At 73.7% G+C, this 21,305-nt stretch carries 18 protein-coding genes and 1 pseudogene; 13 read left to right on the top strand and 6 right to left on the bottom strand.

Annotated elements, in window-relative coordinates; genetic code table 11:
• Nucleotides 1–16 precede the first annotated feature (16 nt).
• The 3 genes from ACGFQC_RS03580 to ACGFQC_RS03570 all read right to left on the bottom strand — a co-directional run bounded on the left by ACGFQC_RS03580 (nucleotide 17) and on the right by ACGFQC_RS03570 (nucleotide 2,567).
• Nucleotides 17–748, bottom strand: coding sequence for a bifunctional DNA primase/polymerase (locus ACGFQC_RS03580; RefSeq protein ID WP_363087057.1), 732 nt, complete (start codon nucleotides 746–748; stop codon nucleotides 17–19).
• Nucleotides 749–880: 132 nt separating this feature from the next.
• Nucleotides 881–1,504: a TetR/AcrR family transcriptional regulator gene (locus ACGFQC_RS03575; protein ID WP_363087056.1), complete on the bottom strand. Its 624-nt coding sequence runs from the start codon at nucleotides 1,502–1,504 to the stop codon at nucleotides 881–883.
• A gap of 67 nt (nucleotides 1,505–1,571) precedes the next feature.
• Nucleotides 1,572–2,567: a Gfo/Idh/MocA family oxidoreductase gene (locus tag ACGFQC_RS03570; RefSeq protein WP_363087055.1), complete on the bottom strand. Its 996-nt coding sequence runs from the start codon at nucleotides 2,565–2,567 to the stop codon at nucleotides 1,572–1,574.
• Nucleotides 2,568–2,646: 79 nt separating this feature from the next.
• Here ACGFQC_RS03570 and ACGFQC_RS03565 point away from each other — a divergent pair, with 79 nt between their 5' ends.
• The 3 genes from ACGFQC_RS03565 (at nucleotide 2,647) to ACGFQC_RS03555 (ending at nucleotide 6,316) form a co-directional block, all read left to right on the top strand.
• A complete protein-coding gene (locus ACGFQC_RS03565) occupies nucleotides 2,647–4,083 on the top strand; it encodes a multidrug effflux MFS transporter (protein ID WP_363087054.1) in 1,437 nt (478 codons plus the stop codon).
• Nucleotides 4,080–5,207, top strand: a complete 1,128-nt coding sequence (locus ACGFQC_RS03560) for a serine hydrolase (protein WP_363087366.1) — start codon at nucleotides 4,080–4,082, stop codon at nucleotides 5,205–5,207. The genes ACGFQC_RS03565 and ACGFQC_RS03560 overlap by 4 nt, the downstream gene beginning before the upstream one ends.
• 137 nt (nucleotides 5,208–5,344) lie before the next feature.
• Nucleotides 5,345–6,316, top strand: coding sequence for a small ribosomal subunit Rsm22 family protein (locus tag ACGFQC_RS03555; protein WP_363087053.1), 972 nt, complete (start codon nucleotides 5,345–5,347; stop codon nucleotides 6,314–6,316).
• Between the two features lie 16 nt (nucleotides 6,317–6,332).
• Here ACGFQC_RS03555 and ACGFQC_RS03550 read toward each other — a convergent pair.
• Nucleotides 6,333–6,505: pseudogene (locus tag ACGFQC_RS03550) on the bottom strand (alkaline phosphatase); the annotation flags it as partial.
• 506 nt (nucleotides 6,506–7,011) lie between these two features.
• Between ACGFQC_RS03550 and ACGFQC_RS03545 the strand changes: the two are divergent.
• From ACGFQC_RS03545 to ACGFQC_RS03515, 7 genes are all read left to right on the top strand, one after another.
• Complete coding sequence (locus ACGFQC_RS03545; RefSeq protein ID WP_363087052.1) at nucleotides 7,012–8,475, top strand: ABC transporter permease; 1,464 nt, start codon at nucleotides 7,012–7,014, stop codon at nucleotides 8,473–8,475.
• Nucleotides 8,476–8,516: 41 nt separating this feature from the next.
• Nucleotides 8,517–9,209 carry an ABC transporter ATP-binding protein gene (locus ACGFQC_RS03540; RefSeq protein ID WP_363087051.1) on the top strand — a complete coding sequence of 231 codons (693 nt, stop codon included), beginning with the start codon at nucleotides 8,517–8,519 and terminating at the stop codon, nucleotides 9,207–9,209.
• 237 nt (nucleotides 9,210–9,446) lie between these two features.
• Nucleotides 9,447–9,992 (top strand): DoxX family membrane protein, encoded by a 546-nt coding sequence (locus ACGFQC_RS03535; protein ID WP_363087050.1) that lies wholly within the window; start codon nucleotides 9,447–9,449, stop codon nucleotides 9,990–9,992.
• Between the two features lie 91 nt (nucleotides 9,993–10,083).
• Nucleotides 10,084–10,509, top strand: a complete 426-nt coding sequence (locus ACGFQC_RS03530; RefSeq protein ID WP_363087049.1) for a MazG-like family protein — start codon at nucleotides 10,084–10,086, stop codon at nucleotides 10,507–10,509.
• 163 nt (nucleotides 10,510–10,672) lie between these two features.
• Nucleotides 10,673–11,524 (top strand): hypothetical protein, encoded by an 852-nt coding sequence (locus tag ACGFQC_RS03525; RefSeq protein ID WP_363087048.1) that lies wholly within the window; start codon nucleotides 10,673–10,675, stop codon nucleotides 11,522–11,524.
• Nucleotides 11,524–13,770, top strand: coding sequence for a bifunctional serine/threonine-protein kinase/ABC transporter substrate-binding protein (locus ACGFQC_RS03520; protein ID WP_363087047.1), 2,247 nt, complete (start codon nucleotides 11,524–11,526; stop codon nucleotides 13,768–13,770). Before ACGFQC_RS03525 ends, ACGFQC_RS03520 begins: the two co-directional genes overlap by 1 nt.
• 13 nt (nucleotides 13,771–13,783) lie before the next feature.
• On the top strand, nucleotides 13,784–16,030 hold the full coding sequence (locus ACGFQC_RS03515) for a bifunctional serine/threonine-protein kinase/ABC transporter substrate-binding protein (RefSeq protein WP_363087046.1): 2,247 nt from the start codon (nucleotides 13,784–13,786) through the stop codon (nucleotides 16,028–16,030).
• 135 nt (nucleotides 16,031–16,165) lie between these two features.
• Here the strand turns inward: ACGFQC_RS03515 and ACGFQC_RS03510 are convergent, their stop codons facing one another.
• Entirely contained in the window at nucleotides 16,166–17,635 is a 1,470-nt protein-coding gene (locus ACGFQC_RS03510) for an APC family permease (RefSeq protein WP_363087045.1), read from the bottom strand.
• 23 nt (nucleotides 17,636–17,658) lie between these two features.
• A complete protein-coding gene (locus ACGFQC_RS03505) occupies nucleotides 17,659–18,357 on the bottom strand; it encodes a FadR/GntR family transcriptional regulator (RefSeq protein ID WP_393287667.1) in 699 nt (232 codons plus the stop codon).
• 209 nt (nucleotides 18,358–18,566) lie between these two features.
• Between ACGFQC_RS03505 and ACGFQC_RS03500 the strand changes: the two genes are divergently transcribed.
• The 3 genes from ACGFQC_RS03500 (at nucleotide 18,567) to ACGFQC_RS03490 (ending at nucleotide 21,228) form a co-directional block, all read left to right on the top strand.
• A complete protein-coding gene (locus tag ACGFQC_RS03500) occupies nucleotides 18,567–20,009 on the top strand; it encodes an amino acid permease (RefSeq protein ID WP_363087044.1) in 1,443 nt (480 codons plus the stop codon).
• Between the two features lie 301 nt (nucleotides 20,010–20,310).
• Nucleotides 20,311–20,661, top strand: coding sequence for a type II toxin-antitoxin system Phd/YefM family antitoxin (locus ACGFQC_RS03495; RefSeq protein WP_363087043.1), 351 nt, complete (start codon nucleotides 20,311–20,313; stop codon nucleotides 20,659–20,661).
• 192 nt (nucleotides 20,662–20,853) lie between these two features.
• The gene (locus ACGFQC_RS03490; protein WP_363087042.1) at nucleotides 20,854–21,228 is read left to right on the top strand and encodes a Fic family protein; all 375 of its coding nucleotides are present in this window, start codon (nucleotides 20,854–20,856) and stop codon (nucleotides 21,226–21,228) included.
• Nucleotides 21,229–21,305 lie beyond the last annotated feature (77 nt).

Genomic DNA, 21,305 nt, shown 5'->3' with positions numbered 1-21,305 from the left:
CGGCGCCGGCCCCGGCTCAGTGGCGGGTGGGCCAGTTCTCCGTCGCCCGGTCCTCGCCCGCGAACTTGGCGCAGGCGTCCGTCAGGGGCTCCAGCAGGGTCAGCGGGTCGGGCAGCGGGTGTTCGGGGCCGCGGAGCCAGTGCACGGACTGGTCGTCGTCGCCGGGCAGGCGGGACGGGGGGACCATGACGTAGGAGCCCCGGCAGTGCCAGCGCAGGCCGGGGTGCTCGTCCATCGTCTCGGGGTGGCAGTCCAGCTCGCAGGGCCACCACTCGTCCTCGTCCTCGGGGGTGCCGCGGGTGAGGGTGAAGAACAGCATGCGGCCGTCGTCGCTCTCGGCGACCGGGCCGACCTCGACGCCGGCGCCGAGCAGCCGCTCCAGGGCCTCGCGGCCGGCCTCCAGGGGGACGTCGAGGACGTCGTGGGTGGTGCCGGTCGCGGTGACGAAGTTGGCCTCGGGCTGGTGCCGGGCCCAGCGCTCGATCTGGGCGCGGTCGGTGGTGGACTGCGTGTGCCAGGCGAAGGAGACGGGGTGCCGACCGGGCGTCGGGCAGCCGACGCGGTCGCAGGAGCAGCGGTAGCCGGAGACGGGGTGGGCGGCGGGCGCGAGCGGCAGTCCCGCCGCGGCGGCGGCGAGCAGCAGGCCCTCACGACCGCCGTCGTCGGCGGCCTCCTTGGAGCGGCGTCCCCGCAGCCACTGGGAGATCCTGCCCTGCCTGCCGGTCCGGCCGCCGAACTCCGCGCTCATCTATCCCCTCGCCTCGCTGTGGTGCGGACAGCATGCCCTATGGTCCCACCATCCGGCGCATCGGGGGTCCGGACCCCCAAAAGGGGCAGGTGGGACGAGCGGTACCGATGTGCCCCCCGGGCGCGGACGGGGTCAGCGGGGGGCGAGGCCGTACAGGGCGTAGTCGACGAGGGTGTCGGTGTACTCGTAGGAGATCGGGCCCGTGTACTGGAGCCAGCGCTGGGCCAGCGGCGAGACGAAGAACTCCAGGGCGATGCGCGGGTCGACCTCGGGGCGGACCTGGCCGGCCCGCTGGGCGGCGCGCAGCCGGTCGACGTACAGCTGGAGGTTGGGTTCCAGGAGCTGGGCCGTGAACCGGCGGCCGACCTCCTCGTCGACCACGCCCTCGGCGGCGAGGGCCCGGGACGGCGCATCGAAGCGGGGGTCCGTCAGCTGGTCGACGGTGGCCCGCAGCACGGCCTTGAGGTCGGCGGCGAGGTCGCCGGTGTCCGGGATGGCGTACGGTTCCCCGCCCGCCTCCCGGGAGGCCTGGGAGCCGAGGTCGAGGAACGCCTCCAGCAGGACGTCGGCCTTCGAGTCCCACCAGCGGTAGATGGTCTGCTTGCCGACGCCGGCCCGGGCGGCGATGCCCTCGACGGTGGTCCTCGGGTAGCCGACCTCCGCCACCAGGGCGAGCGCGGCGTCGTAGATCGCGCGCCGGGACCGCTCGCTGCGGCGGGTGGTGTCGGGGGCCGGCTTTCCGGGCTGGGTGACCATGGGACGACCGTACCAAGAGCATGAGACGGGCCGTCTCGCCTGCCCGTCCCACGCTCTCGGGAGGGCGCTACTCCCCCGGGTAGCGCACGCCGATCCGCTCGCGGACGGTGTCCAGGGTCCGCATCACGGCGAGGGTGCCGTCGAGCGGGACGAGCGGGGACTCGGTCTCCCCCGCCCGCAGCGCCCGCATCACCTCGCGCGCCTCGTGCTGCATCGTCGCACGGGGCCCGTCGGCCGGATCGGCGGCGAACTCCTCCGGGTCGCGGCCGGTGCGGTGCAGGACGAAGCGGTCGGGGTGGAAGAAGCCCGCGGGGATGTCGATGCGGCCCCGCGAGCCGGTGACCGAGGCGGTGGTGCCCGTCCCGCCGTCCAGGGAGCAGTGCAGGGCGGCCAGCGCGCCGGAGTCCCAGGACAGGGCGGCCGCCGTCTGGAGGTCGACGCCCTCTGCGGAGAGCACGGCCCGCGCGGAGACGCCGGTGGGCTCGCCCAGCAGCAGGTGGGCGAAGGAGACCGGGTAGACGCCCAGGTCCAGGAGGGCTCCGCCGCCCTGCGCGGGGTCGCGCAGCCGGTGCGAGGGCGGGAAGGGGCCCTCCAGGCCGAAGTCGGCCTGCACGGTCCGCACCTCGCCGATCGCGCCGTCGTCGACGAGCGCCTTCAGGCGGCGGACCATGGGGTTGCAGTACATCCACATGGCTTCCATCAGGAAGCGTCCGTTGTCGCGGGCCAGCTCGACGAGTTCGGCGGCCTCGCGCAGGTTCAGCGTGAACGGCTTCTCGCACAGCACGTTGCGGCCGGCCTCCAGGCAGAGCCCGGCGGCGGCGCGGTGCGCGGAGTGCGGGGTGGCCACGTAGACGACATCGATGTCCGCGTCCTTGGCCAGCCTCTCCCAGTCTCCGTACGCCCGGGGTATCCCGAAGCGCTCGGCGAACGCCCGCGCCGAGTCCTCGGTGCGGGACGCGACCGCGACCACCTCCGCGTCCGGCAGATCGATCAGGTCCGCGGTGAACGCGGCGGCTATCCCGCCGGTCGCCAGAATCCCCCACCGCACCGTGTCCGTCGTCATGCGCCCACCCTCGTGCCGTCCCAGCATTCCGTACGAGCTGAGAGCATAGGTGGCCGGACGTCGCAGAGGGAGGGGCCACATGCCCGAGGGTGGGGCGATACCGGACGTGTCGAGGGCGGCCGGGGCCGGGCGGGGGGCCCCGCCGCGGGCGGGGCGCCGGGCGGGACTGCTGGTCACCCTGGTGCTGGGCGGGCTGACCGCCACTCCCCCGCTGGCCATGGACATGTACCTGCCGGCACTGCCGGAGGTCACCGACGCGCTGCGCGCGCCCGCCGCGACCGTGCAGCTCACGCTGACCGCGTGCCTGGCCGGGATGGCGCTGGGGCAGCTGGTGGTCGGCCCGATGAGCGACCGCTGGGGCCGCCGCCGCCCGCTGCTCGCGGGGCTCGCCGTGTACGTCGTGGCGACGGCGCTGTGCGCGCTGGCGCCGACCGTGGAGCTGCTGGTCGCCTGCCGGCTGGCGCAGGGCCTGTCGGGCGCGGCCGGGATCGTGATCGCGCGGGCCATGGTGCGCGACCTGTACGACGGCGTGGCCATGGCCCGCTTCTTCTCCACCCTGATGCTGGTCTCGGGCGTCGCCCCGGTGGTGGCGCCGCTGATCGGCGGGCAGATCCTGCGCGTGACGGACTGGCGGGGGGTCTTCGTGGTCCTGACCGTGGTGGGCCTGCTGCTGGCCGTCGTCGTCGCGGCGAGGCTGCCCGAGACGCTCCCGCGCGCCGCGCGCCACTCCGGCGGTGTCGGGGAGGCCCTGCGCTCGATGCGCGCGCTGCTCTCCGACCCGCCCTTCGCCGGCTACCTGCTGACCGGCGGCTTCGCGTTCGCCGCGCTGTTCGCGTACATCTCGGCGTCGCCGTTCGTGATCCAGGAGATCTACGGCGCGTCGCCGCAGACGTTCAGCCTGCTGTTCGGCGTGAACTCGATCGGGCTGGTCGTCGTCGGGCAGGTCAACGGCAGGGTGCTGGTCGGACGGGTCCGGCTGGAGCGGGTGCTGGCCGCCGGTCTCGGGGTCGTCGTGCTGGCGGCGACCGCGCTGCTGCTGATGGCGACGGGCGTGTTCGGCGCGGTGGGGCTGGTGCCGGTGGCGGCCGCCCTGTTCGTGCTGATGTCCGCGATGGGCGTCGTCCTGCCCAACGCGCAGACCCTCGCGCTGCTGCGGGTCCGCCACTCCGCCGGGTCCGCCTCCGCGCTCCTGGGGACCACCTCCTTCGCGATCGGCGCGGTCGCCTCCCCGCTCGTCGGCGTCGCCGGCGAGGGGACGGCGGTCCCGATGGCGGTGGTCCAGCTGGTGGCCGCGGTGGTGGCGGTGGCCTGCTTCGTGGGAATGTGCCGCCCCTGGAAGAACACGCAGGACACCCAGGACACCCAGGACACCCAGGACGCACGGGACGCGCGGGACGTGCGGGACACACGGGACGTGCGGGACGAGAAGGGCCCGAAGGACGCGGGGGCACCGGACGGAGGTCCCGGCACGGGGCTCTCCGCTGGGGCGAGGTCGGAAGTGGGAGAGGACAGCTGAGCGCGCCGAGACTGCGGGTCGACACCCCGGAACGGGCCGGGCTCGACCCCGAGGAGCTGTGCCGCCTCGTGCGCGAGGTCCACGGACTGACCGCCGGGGAACGGCCCTGGGCGGCCGGCGCCGTCGTGGTCGCCGGGCGCGGGCCCGTCATCGCCGTGCAGGAGGCGGCGGGCTGGGCGGTCCGCTACGCCCGCTACGACCGGGAGGCCGACGCCGGTGTGGAACTGCCGCCCGCGTCCCGCGTCCCGATGACCGTCGACACGCCCTTCGACCTCGCGTCCCTCACCAAGCTGTTCACGGCCGTGGCCGCGGTGCAGCAGATCGAGCGCGGCACGCTGGGCATCGACGCGCGCGTGGGGGCGTACCTGCCCGACTTCCGGGCGGCCGCCGCCCACGACATCACCGTGCGCCGGCTCCTCACCCACACCTCGGGGCTGCGGCCCGAGCTGCCCCTGTACGACTGCGCCGACGACGCCGGGCGGCTGGAGCTGCTGCGCGAGGAGGCCCCGGCGGACGAGCCCGGCACGTACGTCTACTCGGACCTGAACATGCTGCTCCTGCAGCAGCTCCTCGAACGGCTCACCGGCCGGACCCTCGACGTCCTGATCCACGACGGGATCACCCGTCCGCTGGGCATGGCGGCCACCCGCTTCGGGCCGTGTCCCGGCGCGGCCGCCACGGAGGACCAGCGGCGGCCGTGGGCGAAGGCGGACCGGGGGCCGCTGCGGGGCGAGGTGCACGACGAGAACGCGTGGGCGCTGGGCGGGGTGGCGGGTCACGCGGGGCTGTTCTCGACCGGGCGCGATCTCGCGGTGTTCTGCCGGACGTTGCTGGCGGGGGGCTCGTACGGGCCCGCGCGGATCCTCGGGCCCGACTTCGTGGAGCTGCTGCTGGCGCCGCCCGGACTGGGCTTCGCCGTGGACCAGGCGTGGTTCATGGGGGAGCTGGCGGGGAGGGGGGCGGCGGGGCACACGGGGTTCACCGGGACGTCGCTGGTGCTCGACCCGGCGACGGACACGTTCCTCGTGCTGCTGGCCAACACGGTGCACCCACGGCGGCGGGCGCCGGACAGCGCGCCCCGCGCGGCGGCGGCCACGCGTCTCAGGCGGGCGGTTCTCGAGTGACCGGGTCGGGTGGTGGGCGGGCACAGGCCGGAGGTCGGAGCCCCCTGGCAGGGTCCGGGGCAGGCCCACCGTCGAGGTCCGGAGGGCGGAGGCCCGGGTGGATGTCCGGGCAAGTGGGCCGCGCTTAGAATTCGTGGGTGAACGACCCCGTATCTCCGGCGGACGCCCTCCGCGAGCTGCTCGACGGGCTTCCGGCCCGGCAGGCCGGTCAGGCCGTGGAGCGGCTCATCGCGAACTACCGCGGGGCGACCCCGACCGACGCCCCCATCCTCCGCGACCGCGCGGACGTCGCCGCGTACGCCGCGTACCGCATGCCGGCCACCTTCGAGGCGGTCCGCTCCGCGCTCGGGGCGTTCGCGGACGCCGTGCCGGACTGGACGCCCGGCAGCCACGTCGACGTGGGCGGCGGGACGGGCGCGGCGACCTGGGCGGTCGGCGCGACCTGGCCGGGCCGTCGTCCGGTGACGGTGCTGGACTGGGCGGAGCCCGCCCTGGCCGTCGGCCGCGAGCTCGCGGCGTCGAACCCGGCCCTGGAGCAGGTGCGCTGGCAGCGGGCCCGGATCGGCTCGGCGCTGACCCTGGAGGCGACCGACCTGGTCACCGTCTCGTACGTGCTCAACGAGCTGCCCGCCGCCGACCGCGCCGCCCTGGTGGACGCCGCCGCGGCGGCCGCGCAGGCGGTGGTGATCGTCGAGCCGGGCACCCCGGACGGCTACGCCAGGATCATCGAGGCCCGGGACCGCCTGATCGCGGCCGGTTTCCGGATCGCCGCCCCCTGCCCGCACAGCGCCGCCTGCCCGATCGTCCCCGGCGAGGACTGGTGCCACTTCTCGGCGCGGGTGAGCCGTTCGTCCCTGCACCGGCAGGTCAAGGGCGGCTCACTGCCGTACGAGGACGAGAAGTTCGGCTATGTGGCGGCCGCGCGTTTCCCCGTCGCCCCGGCCCCGTCCCGGGTGGTGCGGCGGCCCCAGATCCGCAAGGGCCAGGTGCTCCTCGACCTGTGCGAGGCCGGGGAGCGGCTGGCGCGGACGACGGTGACGAAGCGGCACGGCGACCTGTACAAGGCGGCGCGGGACGCCGACTGGGGCGACGCCTGGCCGCCGGCCTGACCCGGACGGCCTCCGCTCAGGCGGGCCTGAGCCCCTGGTCGCCGACCTCGGTGACGAAGGAGGCGGCGGTGGTGACGGGGCGCCCGGCCGGGTGACGCAGGGGACGGTCCTGAAGTCGGCGCGGGCGAGGTCGCGGCCGAGGGTGACGGTCACGTAGCCGCGCCGGCCGTTGCAGAACCGCAGGTGCGGGCGGCGGTACAGCCGCATGACGGGTCGTCGGCTTTCGTCCGCGCGCACCGCGGGACGCCGCACTCCGCGCGACCGCCGGCGGCCGTACCACCGGGATGTGGGTGAACCCTCAACCTGCACAAGCGGACTTGAACAGTCCGCACCATAAGCGCCGTTCGGAGAACTATGCTCGGCATCTCCTCCACAGGAGCTTCACAGTTGGGGAGCCGGACTTCCGTCGACCACACCGAGGGGGGCGGCAGCCGTTCCGCGGCACCGGATGGGGGTGGACCTCGCGTGATGCGCGAGGTGCGCACCGGACCGCGGAACGGCTGCCACATAACGGCGGTGCGCATCACGGCGGCCGCGCCACGGTGGTGCGCGTCACGGCGGCCCGTCCGGATGAAGATTCGGTCTCGGAAGCGTTTTCCCAGCTTCCCCACATCCCGCACCCAGGGTCACTCAAAGGTTCCTCCCTAGTTTGAGGCCGCGCCCACAGCGGGCGCCAAGAACCTCTGAGGAACGGGATGTTTGGCATCTATCTCAAGCGCGAGCTGGGCCGGCGCAAGAAGGCCGCCCTGGTCATCGCCCTGGGTCTGGCGCTCGGTATCGCCCTGGTCATCACCGTCAACTCGGTGTCGGCCGGCATGACACAGGCACAGGACAAGGTCCTCCAGTCGCTGTACGGCCTCGGCACCGACATGACCGTCACCAAGGCCCGGACGGCGCCCACCGCGGACAGCTCCGGCGGTCCCAGATTCGAGTTCGACGCGAAGTCCGACGACGACGAGGACTCCGAGCAGAGTTCGGACCGGGTGATGACGCAGGGAGGTCAGGCCCTGAAGTCCTCGCTGGTGGCCGAGGTCGCCGAACAGAAGGGGGTGGCGAGCGCGGTCGGCGCCCTCACCCTGAACGTCACCAAGGTCGACGGCTCCTTCACGCAGGGCAAGGCGGAGAGTTCGGCCGGCGGCCAGACCCAGGGGCAGGGCGGTCCCGGCGGGGGCGGCGGCAGCACCGCCGCACCCCAGGTGCAGGGCGGCGGCGCCTCCTTCGACGTCAACTCCTACTCCGTCGCCGGCGTCGACGTGGGCGAACAGGACCTCGGCCCGCTGGCCGGCTCCGCGATCAGCTCCGGCGTGACCTTCACCTCGGCGCAGAGCAACGCGAAGGTCGCGGTCGTCAGCACGTCGTACGCCAAGGAGAACTCGTACAAGGTCGGCTCGACACTGACCATCTCCGGGACGAAGTACAAGGTCATCGGCCTCGCCACTCCCGAGAGCAGCGAGTCCACGACCGACGTCTACCTGCCGCTGAAGCAGGCCCAGACGCTCGCCGACGCGGCCGGCCAGGTCACCACGATCTACGTCAAGGCGACCGACTCGCAGCAGATCGACTCCGTCAAGGCGGCCATCCAGAAGAACATCTCCGGTACGACCGTGACGACCTCCGCCGACCTCGCCGACACCGTCTCCGGTTCCCTGTCCACCGCCTCGGACCTGGCGGCCGGCGTCGGCAAGTGGCTGTCGGTCGCGGTGCTGGCCGCGGCGTTCCTGGTGGCCGCGCTGCTCACCTCCTCCGCCGTGTCCCGGCGCGTACGGGAGTTCGGCACGCTGAAGGCGCTGGGCTGGCCGAGCCGCCGGGTCACCCGGCAGGTGGTCGGCGAGTCCATGGTCAACGGCCTGCTGGGCGGCGTCCTCGGCATCGCGCTCGGCCTCGCGGCGGCGTACACGGTGACCGCGATCAGCCCGACGCTGACGGCGGAACTCGGCGGCACCGGCGGCGGGGGCGGCATGGGCGGCCCCGGTGGCGGCGGCCCCGGCGGGCAGACCGCGGGCAACACGATGGAGATCGCGCTGTCCGCGCCCGTCTCCCTCACCACGGTCGCCCTCGCGGTGGGCCTCGCGGTCGCCGGCGGACTGATCGCCGGTGCCATGGGCGGCTGGCGTGCCTCCCGGATGCGCCCGGCGGACGCCCTGCGCAGCGTTTCCTGACCCGTCGACGTCTTCGTCATCTTCCTTACGGAGAAACCTTCATGTACCAGCTCACCGGTGTCACCAAGCGCTACACGCGCGGCAAGGAGACGGTCGAGGCACTGCGCGGCGTCGACCTGACCATCGAGGACGGCGACCAGCTCGTCATCCAGGGCCCCACCGGCGGCGGCAAGTCGACGCTGCTCCAGATGATCGGCGCGCTCGACCGGCCGACCGAGGGCAGCGTCGAACTGGACGGCGTGGACCTCGCCCGCATCAGCGAGGCGAAGCTGACCCGGATGCGCGCCGAGAAGATCGGCATCATCTTCCAGTCGTTCAACCTCATCCCCACGCTGACCGCCCAGGAGAACGTCGAGACGGCCCTGGTGCCGCTCGGGGTCAGGCCCGCGGAGCGGCGCGAGCGGGCGGCGGAGGCGCTGCGCTCGGTGGGGCTCGGCGAGCGGCTCGGCCACGCCCCCGCCGAACTCTCCGGCGGCCAGCAGCAGCGCGTGGCGATCGCCCGCGCGCTGGTCAAGAAGCCGAAGGTGCTGCTCGCCGACGAGCCCACCGGCAACCTCGACGAGGGCACCCGCGACGACATCATGGGCCTGCTGGAAGGGCTGTGGCACGAGTACGGGCTGACCTTCGTCATGGTCACCCACGACTCGTCGATCGCCCGGCGGGCACCGCGGCTGGCGACGATCGACGCGGGGAGGATCACGCTGACGGAACGGGCGGCGACCGCCACCTGGTGAGGGCACCGCGCCCGACCGCCCCGCACCGCACCCGACCGCCCTGCCCACTCCTGCCCCGCTCCCGCCCTGCGCCCTGCCCACTCCCGCCCCGCTCCCGCCCCGCCACCCGAACGGCCGCCGGGGCGGGGCGGTCGGGTGTGCGGGGTGCCACGGTGGATACGCGGAAGGGGTGTTCCCGTCGTCCGCCTGCCGCCCGTCCGCCCGCCCCCTCGTCCGCTCGTCCCTCCGGGAGTCATCGTGACCTGCTACGACCGACGTGATCTGGGCCTGCTGCTGCTCCGGCTGGGAACCGGCGGGGTGCTGATGGCGCACGGCGCGCAGAAGCTGTTCGGCTGGTTCGGCGGCCACGGTCTGGAAGGGACCGGCCAGTTCATGGAGTCCGTCGGGTACGCGCCGGGCAGGGCGAGCGCCACGGCGGCGGGCCTGGCGGAGGCCGGCGGCGGCGCGCTCCTCGCGCTGGGCCTGGCCACCCCGGCGGCGGGAGCCGCGGCGGCCGGCGCGATGACCGGCGCCTCCGCGGTCCACGTGCCCAACGGCTTCTTCGCGCAGAGCGGCGGCTACGAGCACGCGGCCTCCCTCGGCCTGACCGCCGCCGGCCTCGCCGTCACCGGCCCCGGCCGCCTCTCCCTGGACCACGCCCTCGGCCACACGGTCAACCGGAACTGGATGGTCCCGGCAGCCCTGGGCGTGACGGCGGCGGCCACCGCGGTCGTCGTGGGCCTGCGCACCAAGCGGCTGCGGCGGCGCGAGGAGGGCGAGCAGGAGGCGCTGTTCGAGGAGTGAGCGCCCGCCGGGTCCATGCCGTCGTTCGAGGAGTGAGCGCCCGGGTCGACGCCGTTGTTCGGGAGAAGACCGCGCTGGGCAGGCTGCGCGCATGAGCGACAGCCGTCCTGACGCCCCGCGTCCCCAGCACCCGCCCCTGTCCCCCTCCACCTCCGCCTCCCCTTCCACCTCCACCGGGACGGATCTCTGGGGCACCGTCGACGCCCTGTGGGCCTGGCTCGACGCCGCTCAGCCGGTCACCGGCCGGGAGGCCGTGCTGCTGCGCGTCCTGAAGCTGTCGGAGGAGGTCGGCGAGGCCGCGCAGGCGGTCATCGGCGCGACCGGCCAGAACCCCCGCAAGGGCGTCAGCCACACGTGGGAGGACGTGCGGGGCGAACTGTGTGACGTGGCCATCACGGCGCTGGTGGCGCTGCGGACACTGACCCCGGAGGCGGAGGCGGTGTTCGCGGGACACCTGGCGCGGGTGGCGAAGCGGTCGTCGGGACATGCCGACGGGGTCGGAACAGACGCGCACTGACTCCGCGCCCCTGACTGTTCCCTGCTGCTCCTGCTGCTCCTGCTGCTCCTGCTGTTCCCTATTGCTCCCTACTGTTCCTCCTGTTCGCGGAACCGCCCGCCCCGGCCGTATGTCCCTCTGTACGATCACCGCACGCGAGGCGGGGGCCGGCGGAGGGGGCGGGATGGACAGCAACTGCGTGGGGAGCAGGGCGGCTTGGCCGTGGCGGGTCGGGGCGGCGATGGCCGGGGCGGCCCTCGTGCTCGGAGGCTGCGGCTCCGGGGCCGACGACGAGGCGGCCGAGCCGAGCCCTCCGGCGACCTCCCGGTCCGCGACCGCTTCCGGCGCCCCCTCGGCCGTCGCGTCTCCGTCCTCCTCGGGTGGTGACACGGCGTCGCTGACGCCGTTCGAGGCGGACCCCGCCCGGGTGCCCCGGACGAGGCGGCAGGCCGAGGCGCTGGCGGAGGTGGTCGCGCTGGAGCCGAAGGCGTGGGGCGCGGGCTTCCGGGCCCAGCGGCCCGAAGCCGGCGACCCGGACACCGTCGCCGTGCTCGACGAACAGTGCCGGTGGCAGCGGCAACCGCTCCCCGGGAGCGTCCTGGCCTCGCTGTCCCGCTACAGCAGGCTTCCCGGCACCGCGGGCAAGGGCGAGATCAAGGTGACCGCGGGGGTCACCGTGCACGCCACGGTCCGCGACGCCGACGAGCGGCTGGCCACCACACTGGAGGAGCCGTTGCGCTGCCGGGAGCAGCAGGTCCGTGCCGGCGAGTGGATCTCCGGACTCATGTCGGCCGCCACTCCGTACGGCCAGGGCAACAACACCTCCGACGACCAGGTCGTGGAGATCGGTTCGTACGTCACCGGGGGCAGCGAGCAGACGTACTTCTGGTACGTGACCCGGCTGGGCACGGTGACCCTGGCGGTGTCGGTGAAGGGCGCCGAGGGTTACTCGAACACCGAGTTGAACCAGTACGGGGCGCGCGCCACCGTCACGATGCTCAACCGCGTGCAGTCCGAGCTCGGGGGGAAGGGCTGATGGAACCGCTGCGTTCGTCCGATCCCGCGCGCGTCGCGGACCACCGCCTGCTCGGGCGGCTCGGCGCCGGAGGCATGGGCGTGGTCTACCTGGCGCGCACCCCCGGCGGCGCACTGGTGGCGCTGAAGGTCCTGCTCGCGGAGTACGCCGAGGAGCCGGGCTTCAAGGAGCGGTTCCGCCGCGAGGTCGAGGTGGCCCGGCGGGTCGGCAGTCCCTGGGTGGTGCCGCTGGTGGACGCCGACCCGGACGCCGAGGCTCCGTGGCTGGCGACGGCCTTCGTGCCCGGCCCGTCGCTGGGCGAGGCGGTGGCCGCGTACGGGCCCCTGACGGAGCGAGGGCTGCGGCTGCTCGGCGCCCGGCTGGCCGAGGCGCTGGGCGAGGTGCACCGGGCCGGGCTGGTCCACCGGGACCTGAAGCCGGGCAACGTGCTGATCGCCCATGACGGGCCGCGGCTCATCGACTTCGGCATCGCCCGGGCCCCGGAGGACCGGACGCTCACGGCGACCGGGATGGTGGTCGGCACGCCCGGCTATCTGTCGCCCGAGCAGGCCGGGGGCAGCGGCGGGGACGGCATCGGCCCGGCGAGCGACGTGTTCTCCCTCGGGTGCGTCCTGGCGTTCGCGGCGACCGGCCGGGCGCCGTTCGGCAGCGGGACCGTCGACGCCCTGCTGTACCGGGCCGTGCACGATCCGGCGGACCTCGACGGAGTGCCCGCGGGCCTGCTGGGGGTGCTGGGCCGCTGCCTGGAGAAGGACCCGGACCGGCGGCCGGACGCCGGGGAACTGGTGCGGGAGCTGACGGCCGACGACGCCCCGCAGGACGGGAACGCCCCGCAGGACGGGGAGGCGGCCGACTGGCTGCCCGGGCCGGTCACCCGGCTGATCGCCGAGCGTTCGGCCGCCGCCCTCGCGCTGCCGGACATCGAGCACACGCTGGCGCCGGCCGACGCGCCGGCCGCACCGGGGCCGGCCGAGCCCGACACGCGCGAGACGTCCGGCTCGCCGGAGCCGCGGGACGCCCGTCCGGCCGGCCGGCGCCGCTTCCTGCTGCTCGCCGGTGGGGCCGTGGCGCTGGCGGCGGGCGGGGGCGGGGCGTGGTGGGCGGTGGCCCGGGACGGCCGTTCCGGGGGCGACGGCCCCGCGGCCGCCTCCTCCTCGCGCCGCCCGGTGCACACCGTCGCGCTGCACGGTGACCTCAGCGGCCCGCAGCGCGACACGGGCAGGGCGCAGGAGCGCGGACTGCGGCTGGCCGTCGAGGAGTTCAACGCGCGCGGCGACGCCCCGTTCACCGTGAAGGTCAGAGCCCTCGACGACGGGGGCGATCCGGCGGCCTCGGCCCGGCTCGCCGCGCAGCTCACGGACGATCCGGCGGTCCTCGCCGTGGTCGGCCCGACCACCGACGCCACGGCACAGACGGCGCTCGCGAAGTACGACGCAGGACTGCTGCCGGTCGTCGCCGTGTCCCCCGGCAGTGTCAGCCTCCTCACCCAGGGGTACCGCTCGTTCCTGCTCGGACGGCTGCCCGACTCGGTGCTCGCCGTGTACGCCAGCAACTACCTTCGCGGGAGGGCCGGTTCGCGCAAGGTCGGCCTCGTCGTCGATCGCCCGGCCGGCAACTACGGCACGGACTTGGGCACTTCCCTCAGCACGCAGCTCGGCAACGCGCGGCAGCCACCGGTTCCGGAAGTGGTCAGCGCGATGCGCCGCGACTTCGGCAGCACGGTGGACGCGGTGCTCTCAGCCGGCGCCGACTCCGTGTTCTTCGCCGGGCTGCCCGACCGGGGAGCGTCGATCGCCGGGACGTTGCGGGAGCGCGCCTTCCAGGGGGCGCGGGTGTCCGGTCCGGCACTGCTCGACGGGCGTTTCCTGACAGGGGCTCAGGAGGCGGCCGAGGGCTGGGTGATGGTGGCTCCGGTCATCGACGCGACCCGCAAGCCCGAGGCGAGGGAGTTCGCCGTCGCCTACCGCGAGCGCTGGGAGGAAGCACCACCCCGGTACGCGGCGGAGGCCTACGACGTGACCGGGATGCTGCTGAAGGCCCTGTCCGGCCTGCCGGCGAAGAAGCGCACCCGGGCGAACCTGCTCGCGGCCGTCCGGGCGGGGAAGTACGAGGGCGTCACGAAACCGTTCGCCTTCCAGCGAACCGAACCGATCGGCCTGATGACCATCGACGGCAACGGCTGCTACCTCTGGCGGGTCTCCCAGGGCGACTTCGTGTACGACGGCCCCGCGCCGCTCACCGTCTGATGGAGCCCGACTGATGGAGCCGCTGCGGACCGGCGACCCGTCCCGGATCGGCCGCTACCGTCTGCTGCGCCGGCTGGGCGCCGGCGGCATGGGCGTGGTCTTCCTGGCCCGCGCGCCGGGCGGGGCGATCGCCGCGGTGAAGACGGTCCGTTCCTCGTACGCCGACGGGACGGGCTTCCGGGCCCGTTTCCACCGGGAGGTCGAGGCCGCCCGGCGGGTGGACAGCCGCTGGGTGGTCCCGTTGCTGGACGCGGACGCCGACGCGGAGACACCGTGGCTGGCGACCTCGTACGTACCGGGGCCCTCGCTCGCCGAGACGGTGGACACCTTCGGGCCGCTGCCGCTCGCCTCCGTGCGGGTGCTGGGCGTGCGGCTCGCCGAGGCGCTCGAGGCGGTGCACGCGGCCGGTCTCGTGCACCGCGACGTGAAGCCGGGCAACGTCCTGCTGGCCCCGGACGGGCCGCGGCTCATCGACTTCGGGATCGCCCGCGCGTCGGAGGCCACCGCGCTCACCTCCAGCGGCGTGATCGTCGGCTCGCCCGGCTTCCTGTCGCCGGAGCAGGCGCGGGCGCGGGGCGGCGAGATCGGCCCGCCCAGCGACGTGTTCTCCCTGGGGTGCGTGCTGGCGTTCGCCGCGACCGGGGTGCGGCCGTTCGGCGACGGGGCGGCCGCCGGCATGCTGCTGCGCACCGTCTACGACGAACCGGACCCGGCGGCGATCCCGGACGGTCTGGCCCCCGTACTGAGAGCCTGCCTGCACAAGGATCCGCCCGGCCGCCCCCTCCTCGCGCGACTTCGCGAGGCGCTCGGGGAGGGAGCGGGAGGGACGGAAGCCGGTTCTGCCGAGGGGTCGGACTGGCTGCCCGCGCCGGTCACCCGGTTGATCAACGACCGTTCCGCCGCCGTGCTCACCATCGGCCCGATCGAGCCGACCCGGGTGTCCGCGCCGTCGAGCACGGCGGACGCGGCGGACAAGGCGTCACCGTCACCGCAGGCCGCGACGCTGACGGCCGTCACGGCCATCCCGCCCTCCGCCCGCGCCGTCGGCCGCCGCCGCTTCCTGCTCCTGGGCTCGACCGCGGGCGTGCTGGCGGCGGGCGGTGGCGGGGCCTGGTGGTGGAGCACCCGGCCGGCGTCGGGGACGGCCGCGCCGTCCGGGAGCGGCCGTCCGCGCCCCGAGCTGGTCGTGGCGTTCCACGGCGATCTGACCGGCGCCCGGAAGGAGACCGGGAACGCCCAGCTCGAGGCGGCCCGGCTGGCCGTCGAGCAGATCAACGCCGGGAGCGGTCATCCCTTCCGGCTGAGGCTGCGGACGTACGACGACGGCGGCGCCCCGGAGCGGGCCGCTGAGCTGGCCGCCCGGCTGGCGAAGGACGCCGACGTCCTCGCCGTGCTGGGCCCCACCACCGACGCCTGCTTCCTCGCGTCCGAGGTCGCGTACACGAAGGCGGTGATGCCCGTCGTGTCGGTGTCGGTGGGCATCGACACCCGGAGCAGGAGGACCGGCACGAACGTCTTCCAGTGCCATGCGGCACTGAGCGTCACCAGCGACCTCCTCGCCGCCCCCTGCGTCCGCTACCTCGGCAACCACGTGGACGCCCGCAGGGTGCTCCTCGTGGAGGACCGGGCGCAGGGCGACTTCGCCTGGACCCTGTGCGACCAGATCGAGCGGGCGCTGCGGCAGGGCGGCCGCGACGCGACGGTGACCGGTGTCGCCGCCGGAAGGATCGACCACGCCGCGCTCGCCGCCGCGGTGATGTCCGCCCGCGCGGACGCGGTCGTCTTCACCGGCGACGCGGCCCGGGCCGCCGGGCTCGCGTCGGCGCTGCGCACCGCCCGGTTCACCGGGACCCGGATGGCGACGGAACGCGCCTTCGCCCCGCGGTTCCTGACCTCGGCCGGCGCCGCCGCGAACGGCTGGGTCTTCGCCACCGCCTTCACCGACCCGACGGCCCGCCCGGCCGCCCGGGCCTTCACGAAGGCCTACCGCGCCCGCCACGGCACCGACCCCGGCCGGTACGCGGCAGAGGCCCACGACGCCGTCATGTTCCTGGCGCGGGCCTGCAGCAGGGACGGCTCGGCGCTGACGGAACGGGGCGCGATCGCCCGTCGGATGCCCGAGATCACGTACGAGGGCATCACCAGGACCGTCCGGTTCGAGGAGGGGTACGGCTACAACCACGACGCGATGTTCCTGTTCCGCGCCGCGGACGGGGCGTTCCGGTACCTGGGGCAGTACCAGGAGGCAGCTGTCTCCTGAGGGGGAACGCCTCTCCCGCCCGCTCGGCGGGACGACCGGTGGCCCGCAGGTGCCGCCCGGCCCGGCCGCTTGCCCGCGTGACCCGGCCCGGTCGCGGCAAAGGACCGTTCCCGTGCCCTCGTCCGGCCGCCGCGTTCACTCCGCGTCGGCGACGACCGCCCCGACGCGGTCGGCCAGCCCCGGGTCGCGTCGGACCAGGAGGGCCGCGTAGCAGACGGCCGCGAGGAGGGTGGCCAGCGCCGCGTACGGGAACCAGCTGTACGGGGCGGGCTGGCCGGGCTTGGCGAGGTAGTAGAGCGGAATCAGGATGGTGAGGGCGCCGACCGCGGGCAGCACCAGGTGCCGCCCGATCCGGAACTCCTGCGGACGGTACCTGCGGTAGTACAGCGGCAGCGCGATGTTGGACGCCAGGTAGACCAGCAGGATCAGGATGGCGCCCAGGCTGGAGGACTCGGCGAAGAAGACCACGGGGTTCATCTGGCCGCCGTCCCCGAGCAGGTGTCCCAGCCCCCAGCCCGCGATGATCAGCAGCGCGGTGACGGCGAAGGTGACGATCGCGTTGTTCGGCGTACGGCGCGTGGGGTGGACGTACCCGAAGAAGGACGGCAGCAGCCCTTCCCGCCCCGCGTTGAACACCAGCCTGGCCTGGGAGTTGATGCCCGCGACCAGCACGCCGAGGGTGGAGGTCAGGCCGCCGACGTAGGCGAGGAACGCGAGCGCCCCCAGCGTGTGCTGGGCGACGTCGACGAACGGGATCCGGGAGTCGCCGAGCCGCTGGACGTCGTAGCCGAAGCCGGTGACCGTTGCGTAGGAGAAGAGGATGTAGCTCGCCGTCATGATCGCGACGGAGGAGAACACGGCGCGGCCGACGTTGCGCCGCGGGTTCTCGGTCTCCTCGGCCAGTGCCGCCGAGTTCTCCCAGCCGATGAACAGGTACACCGCCAGCGGGAAGCCCGCCGCGAGGCCCTTGACGCCGTGGGTGAGGTGGGAGGGCAGGAAGGGGGCGGCGGAGAGGTCGCCCCGGTGCTCGACGATCGCCGCGACCGAGACCACGACCAGCACGAGCATCTCCACGCCGAAGAAGTAGCCGGCCCACTTGGTGGACACCACGATGCCGCGCAGCATCAGCACCACCGACAGCCCGGTCAGCAGCAGCGTCCAGATGATCCACGGCAGGTCGATGCCGGTGTAGTGGTGCAGGGTGATCTGCATGAACCCGCCGGAGATCGCGATGACGGAGGCCATCGCGATGATGTAGCCGAGTCCGGCCAGCAGGGCCGTGGTCACCGCGCTGACCGGCCCGAAGGTCTTGCCCACGAAGGTGGTGAAGCTGCCCGCCGAGGGGTGTGCCCGGGAGAACTCGGCCAACGTGTTGCCGAACAGCGCGACCGCCACGCCCGCCGCCACGATGGTCAGCGGGGACGCGACGCCCGCGGTGGTGGCCAGGAAGGCGAAGCCGAAGAAGAAGCTCATGGCCGGGCCGACGTTGGCCATCGTGGCGGCGGCGATGTCCGCCATGCCGAGGACGCCGCCGCGCAGCCGCTGGGGGGTGCCACCGGCGGGGCCCTGCGTCGACGACGGTCCGGCGGTTCCGGACTCGGGCATGGCGACGGCTCCCTTCCGAGAAGTCAGTTCGGTTCGGCGTGCTGGTGTGCCTTCACCGCTCGTACCGCCGGGTCCATAGCGCCCCGGGCGAGCTCGTCGAGCAGGTCGGCGTGGCAGCGGTTGCGGGCCCGCACCACCGCCGGGCCCGGGGCGGGCTCCAGCAGGCACTGCCGTCCGAGCAGGTCGGCGGCGAACCCGCGGATCCCGGCGCCGCCGAGCACCTGGGCGAGGTCGAGGTGGAAACGGGTCTCCAGTTCGAGCAGCCGCGCCGGGTCGTCGGCCAGGTCCATCTCCTCGACCAGCGCCCGCGGCCCGTCGAGCCGGCCGTCCGGCAGCTCGCCCGCGGCGTGCGCCACGAGCCCGCACTCGAGCAGCAGGTGGAAGGCGTCCAGCGAGGCCGCCTCGTCGGCGTCGTGCATCACGGCGACGACGGCGTCCCAGTCCGCCGCGACGAAGGTTCCGCCCGCCCGGCCCCGGCGCCGGTCGAGCAGGCCGTCCTGGCACATGGCCTCCAGCGCGCGGCGCACGGTGATCTCACTGATCCCGAGCTCCTCGCCGAGGACGCCGGCGTCCGGCAGCCGGTCCCCCGGCGACACCGACCGCAGACGCACCCGCAGGGCGATCCGGGACCGGACGAGCTCCGCTCCCGTGGGACCCCGGCCGGCCAGGACGCGCGTGTCCCAGCCGGTGTAGGGGCCGAACTTGCCCGCTGCATTCGCCACGGCGCCACCTTAACGGCCTGCCGAGCGGGGTCACGCTGTGGTCCACAGAGGGCTCCCAGGGCTCCCGGAAGTGAGGGTTCCGCGCTGCACGAAAAATAGAGCAAGGTGAACAGTTAAACAAGTCTTGTTCTTTTCGATCGTACTGAACTAATTTCCAGACGCCCCCCCTGGTCCGTACTCCCTGTCCACCCACCCTCATGGATGTCGAGATGACCACAACCCTCCCCAAAAGTCCTCCCGCGGAAGAGTCCGGCGGCCTGCAGGCCGGACTGAAGAACCGCCACCTGTCGATGATCGCGATCGGCGGGGTCATCGGCGCCGGCCTGTTCGTCGGCTCCGGCTCCGGCATCGCCGCCGCCGGCCCCGGCATCCTCGTCTCCTACGCGCTCGTCGGCGTCCTCGTCGTCCTCGTGATGCGCATGCTCGGCGAGATGGCCGCGGCCAACCCCAGCTCCGGTTCGTTCTCCGCCTACGCGGACCGCGCGCTGGGCCGCTGGGCCGGCTTCACCATCGGCTGGCTGTACTGGTTCTTCTGGGTCGTGGTGCTCGCCGTCGAGGCGACCGCCGGGGCCAAGATCCTGGCCGGCTGGATCCCCGGGGTGCCCCAGTGGGGCTGGGCCCTGATCGTCATGATCGTCCTCACCGCCACCAACCTGGTCTCGGTCGGCTCCTACGGCGAGTTCGAGTTCTGGTTCGCCGGCATCAAGGTCGTCGCCATCGCCGGGTTCATCGTGCTCGGCGGCCTCGCGGTCTTCGGACTGCTGCCCGGCTCCGACCACCCGGCGAGCGGCTTCTCCAACCTCACCGCACACGGCGGCTTCCTGCCGAACGGGCCCGGCGCGATCCTCACCGGCGTCCTGATGGTCGTCTTCTCCTTCATGGGCAGCGAGATCGTCACCCTGGCGGCGGGCGAGACCGCCGACCCGCGGGCCGCCGTCACCAAGGCCACCAACAGCGTGATCTGGCGGATCGCGGTGTTCTACCTGGGCTCGATCCTGGTCGTGGTGTCGCTGCTGCGCTGGGACGACCCGGCGATCCTCGAGGACGGCTCGTACGTCGCCGCCCTGAGCTCCATCGGCATCCCGCACGCCGCGCAGATCATGAACACCATCGTGCTGACCTCGGTGCTGTCCTGCCTCAACTCCGGCCTGTACACCGCCTCGCGCATGGCCTTCTCGCTCGGCCGCCGCAACGACGCCCCGACCGCCTTCGGCCAGACCACCGGACGCGGCGTCCCCCGTACGGCCATCCTGGCCTCGGTCGTCTTCGGCTTCGTCGCGGTCGCCTTCAACTACCTCTGGCCCGACACGGTCTTCCAGTTCCTGCTCAACGCCTCCGGCGCGATCGCCCTGTTCGTCTGGCTGGTGATCTGCTTCTCCCAGCTGCGGATGCGCAAGATCATCCAGCGGGAGTCGCCGGAGAAGCTGGTCGTGAGGATGTGGCTCTACCCCTACCTGACCTGGGCGACCATCGCCCTGATCACCTTCGTCCTGGGCTACATGCTGACCGACACGGCCGACGGCGGCGGCCGCGACCAGGTGGTCCTGTCCACGGCGGTGGCCATCGCGGTGGTGGTCTTCGCGGTGGCCCGGCAGCGGCTGTCGGGCAGGAACAGGGCGCGGGACACGGCTGACACGGCTCCGCTGTCCTGACGGCGCCGCCGGACGGGACGGTCCGGCGTCGGCACCTATACGCGCCGACGCCGGTTCCCCCGGTACCGCCATGCAGCGACGCCGAACACCCGTGGTCACGGGCCCCGGGCTCGACGACCGCCAACCGACCCGAGCCCCCGCCAAGTCGCGCCCCGCACAGCAGGCGCACGGCCTCGGGGCCGGGACGACCCGCCCGCGGTGACCGCAGGCGGCCGAAGTGCCGCGGCCACGGATCGGAGCCCACCGGAATCCGTACTGGAATCTGTACAGGATCAAGGCTCAATATGGGTACGGTGACAGCATGGAGATCCCCGAGGTCGTGACCGTCAGCGACGCGCGCGCGAGACTGTCGCGAATCCTGACAGACCTGTCAGAGTCCGGAGCGGATGCCGACCCGGTCCTGATCGGCGCCCACCGCAAGCCCCAGGGCGTCCTCCTGTCCGTCGAGGCCTTCGAGGCACTGAGCGGCCGAGCGGCACGACGTGCGGCCGTCTCCTCGGCCACCGGCTCCATCGAGGCCGAAGGGCTCCACGCCTCCGAGGCCTCCGACCGCGACACCGAGGCATACGTGAAGGGCGACCTCGACGCGGACACCCTTGTCGCCCGCGCGATCGCCCGCCACCGACAGACCTCGGAGCGGCGGGTGGGGTAACCGATCCGCACGCCATGCCCAACGGCGTGCTGCGCGACAAGCTCGGCATCACCGATCACAGCTGCTCGCGGCGGCGGAAGCCGACATCACCCGGGCGCGCCTCGTCCTGCTCGCCGAACGCCCCCTGCCGGGCGCGTACGACCTCGACCATCTCCAGGCGTTCCACGCCGCGGTCTTCGGCGACATCTATCCGTGGGCAGGCGAGTTACGCACCGTCAACATCGCCAGGCGCACGCCGTTCTACCCGGCGAGAAACCTGCTGCCCTACGCCGAGAGGTCTTCGGCTGCCTCGCCTCCTCCGGTCATCTGCGAGGCCTCCCTCGGCAGGAATTCGTCGTCCGACTGGCCGAGCTGTACGGCGACTTGAACGTCCTCCATCCGTTCCGCGAGGGCAACGGCCGTGCCCAGAAGGCGTTCCTGGCCCAGCTGAGCGCGGACGCGGGATACGACCTGAACTGGTCGGGCATGGACGCCCGGCGCAACGAGGACGCCTCGGTGAAGAGTTTCCTCGGCGACAACAGCCTGTTGGAGCAGGTGCTCGACGAGCTCATCGCTACTACGGGGTGACGCCTTCGTCTCCCGACCGGCAGGCGCGGCGCCTGGCACGTGTTAGGCCGAAACGGAGTGGGCTGGTTCCCTGACCA

Origin of the sequence: Streptomyces sp. NPDC048734, from assembly GCF_043198675.1 — a bacterium.
Classification (GTDB): domain Bacteria; phylum Actinomycetota; class Actinomycetes; order Streptomycetales; family Streptomycetaceae; genus Streptomyces.
The sequence above is the reverse complement of the archived record's forward strand: the minus strand, read 5'-3'. Positions and strand labels throughout refer to the sequence as shown.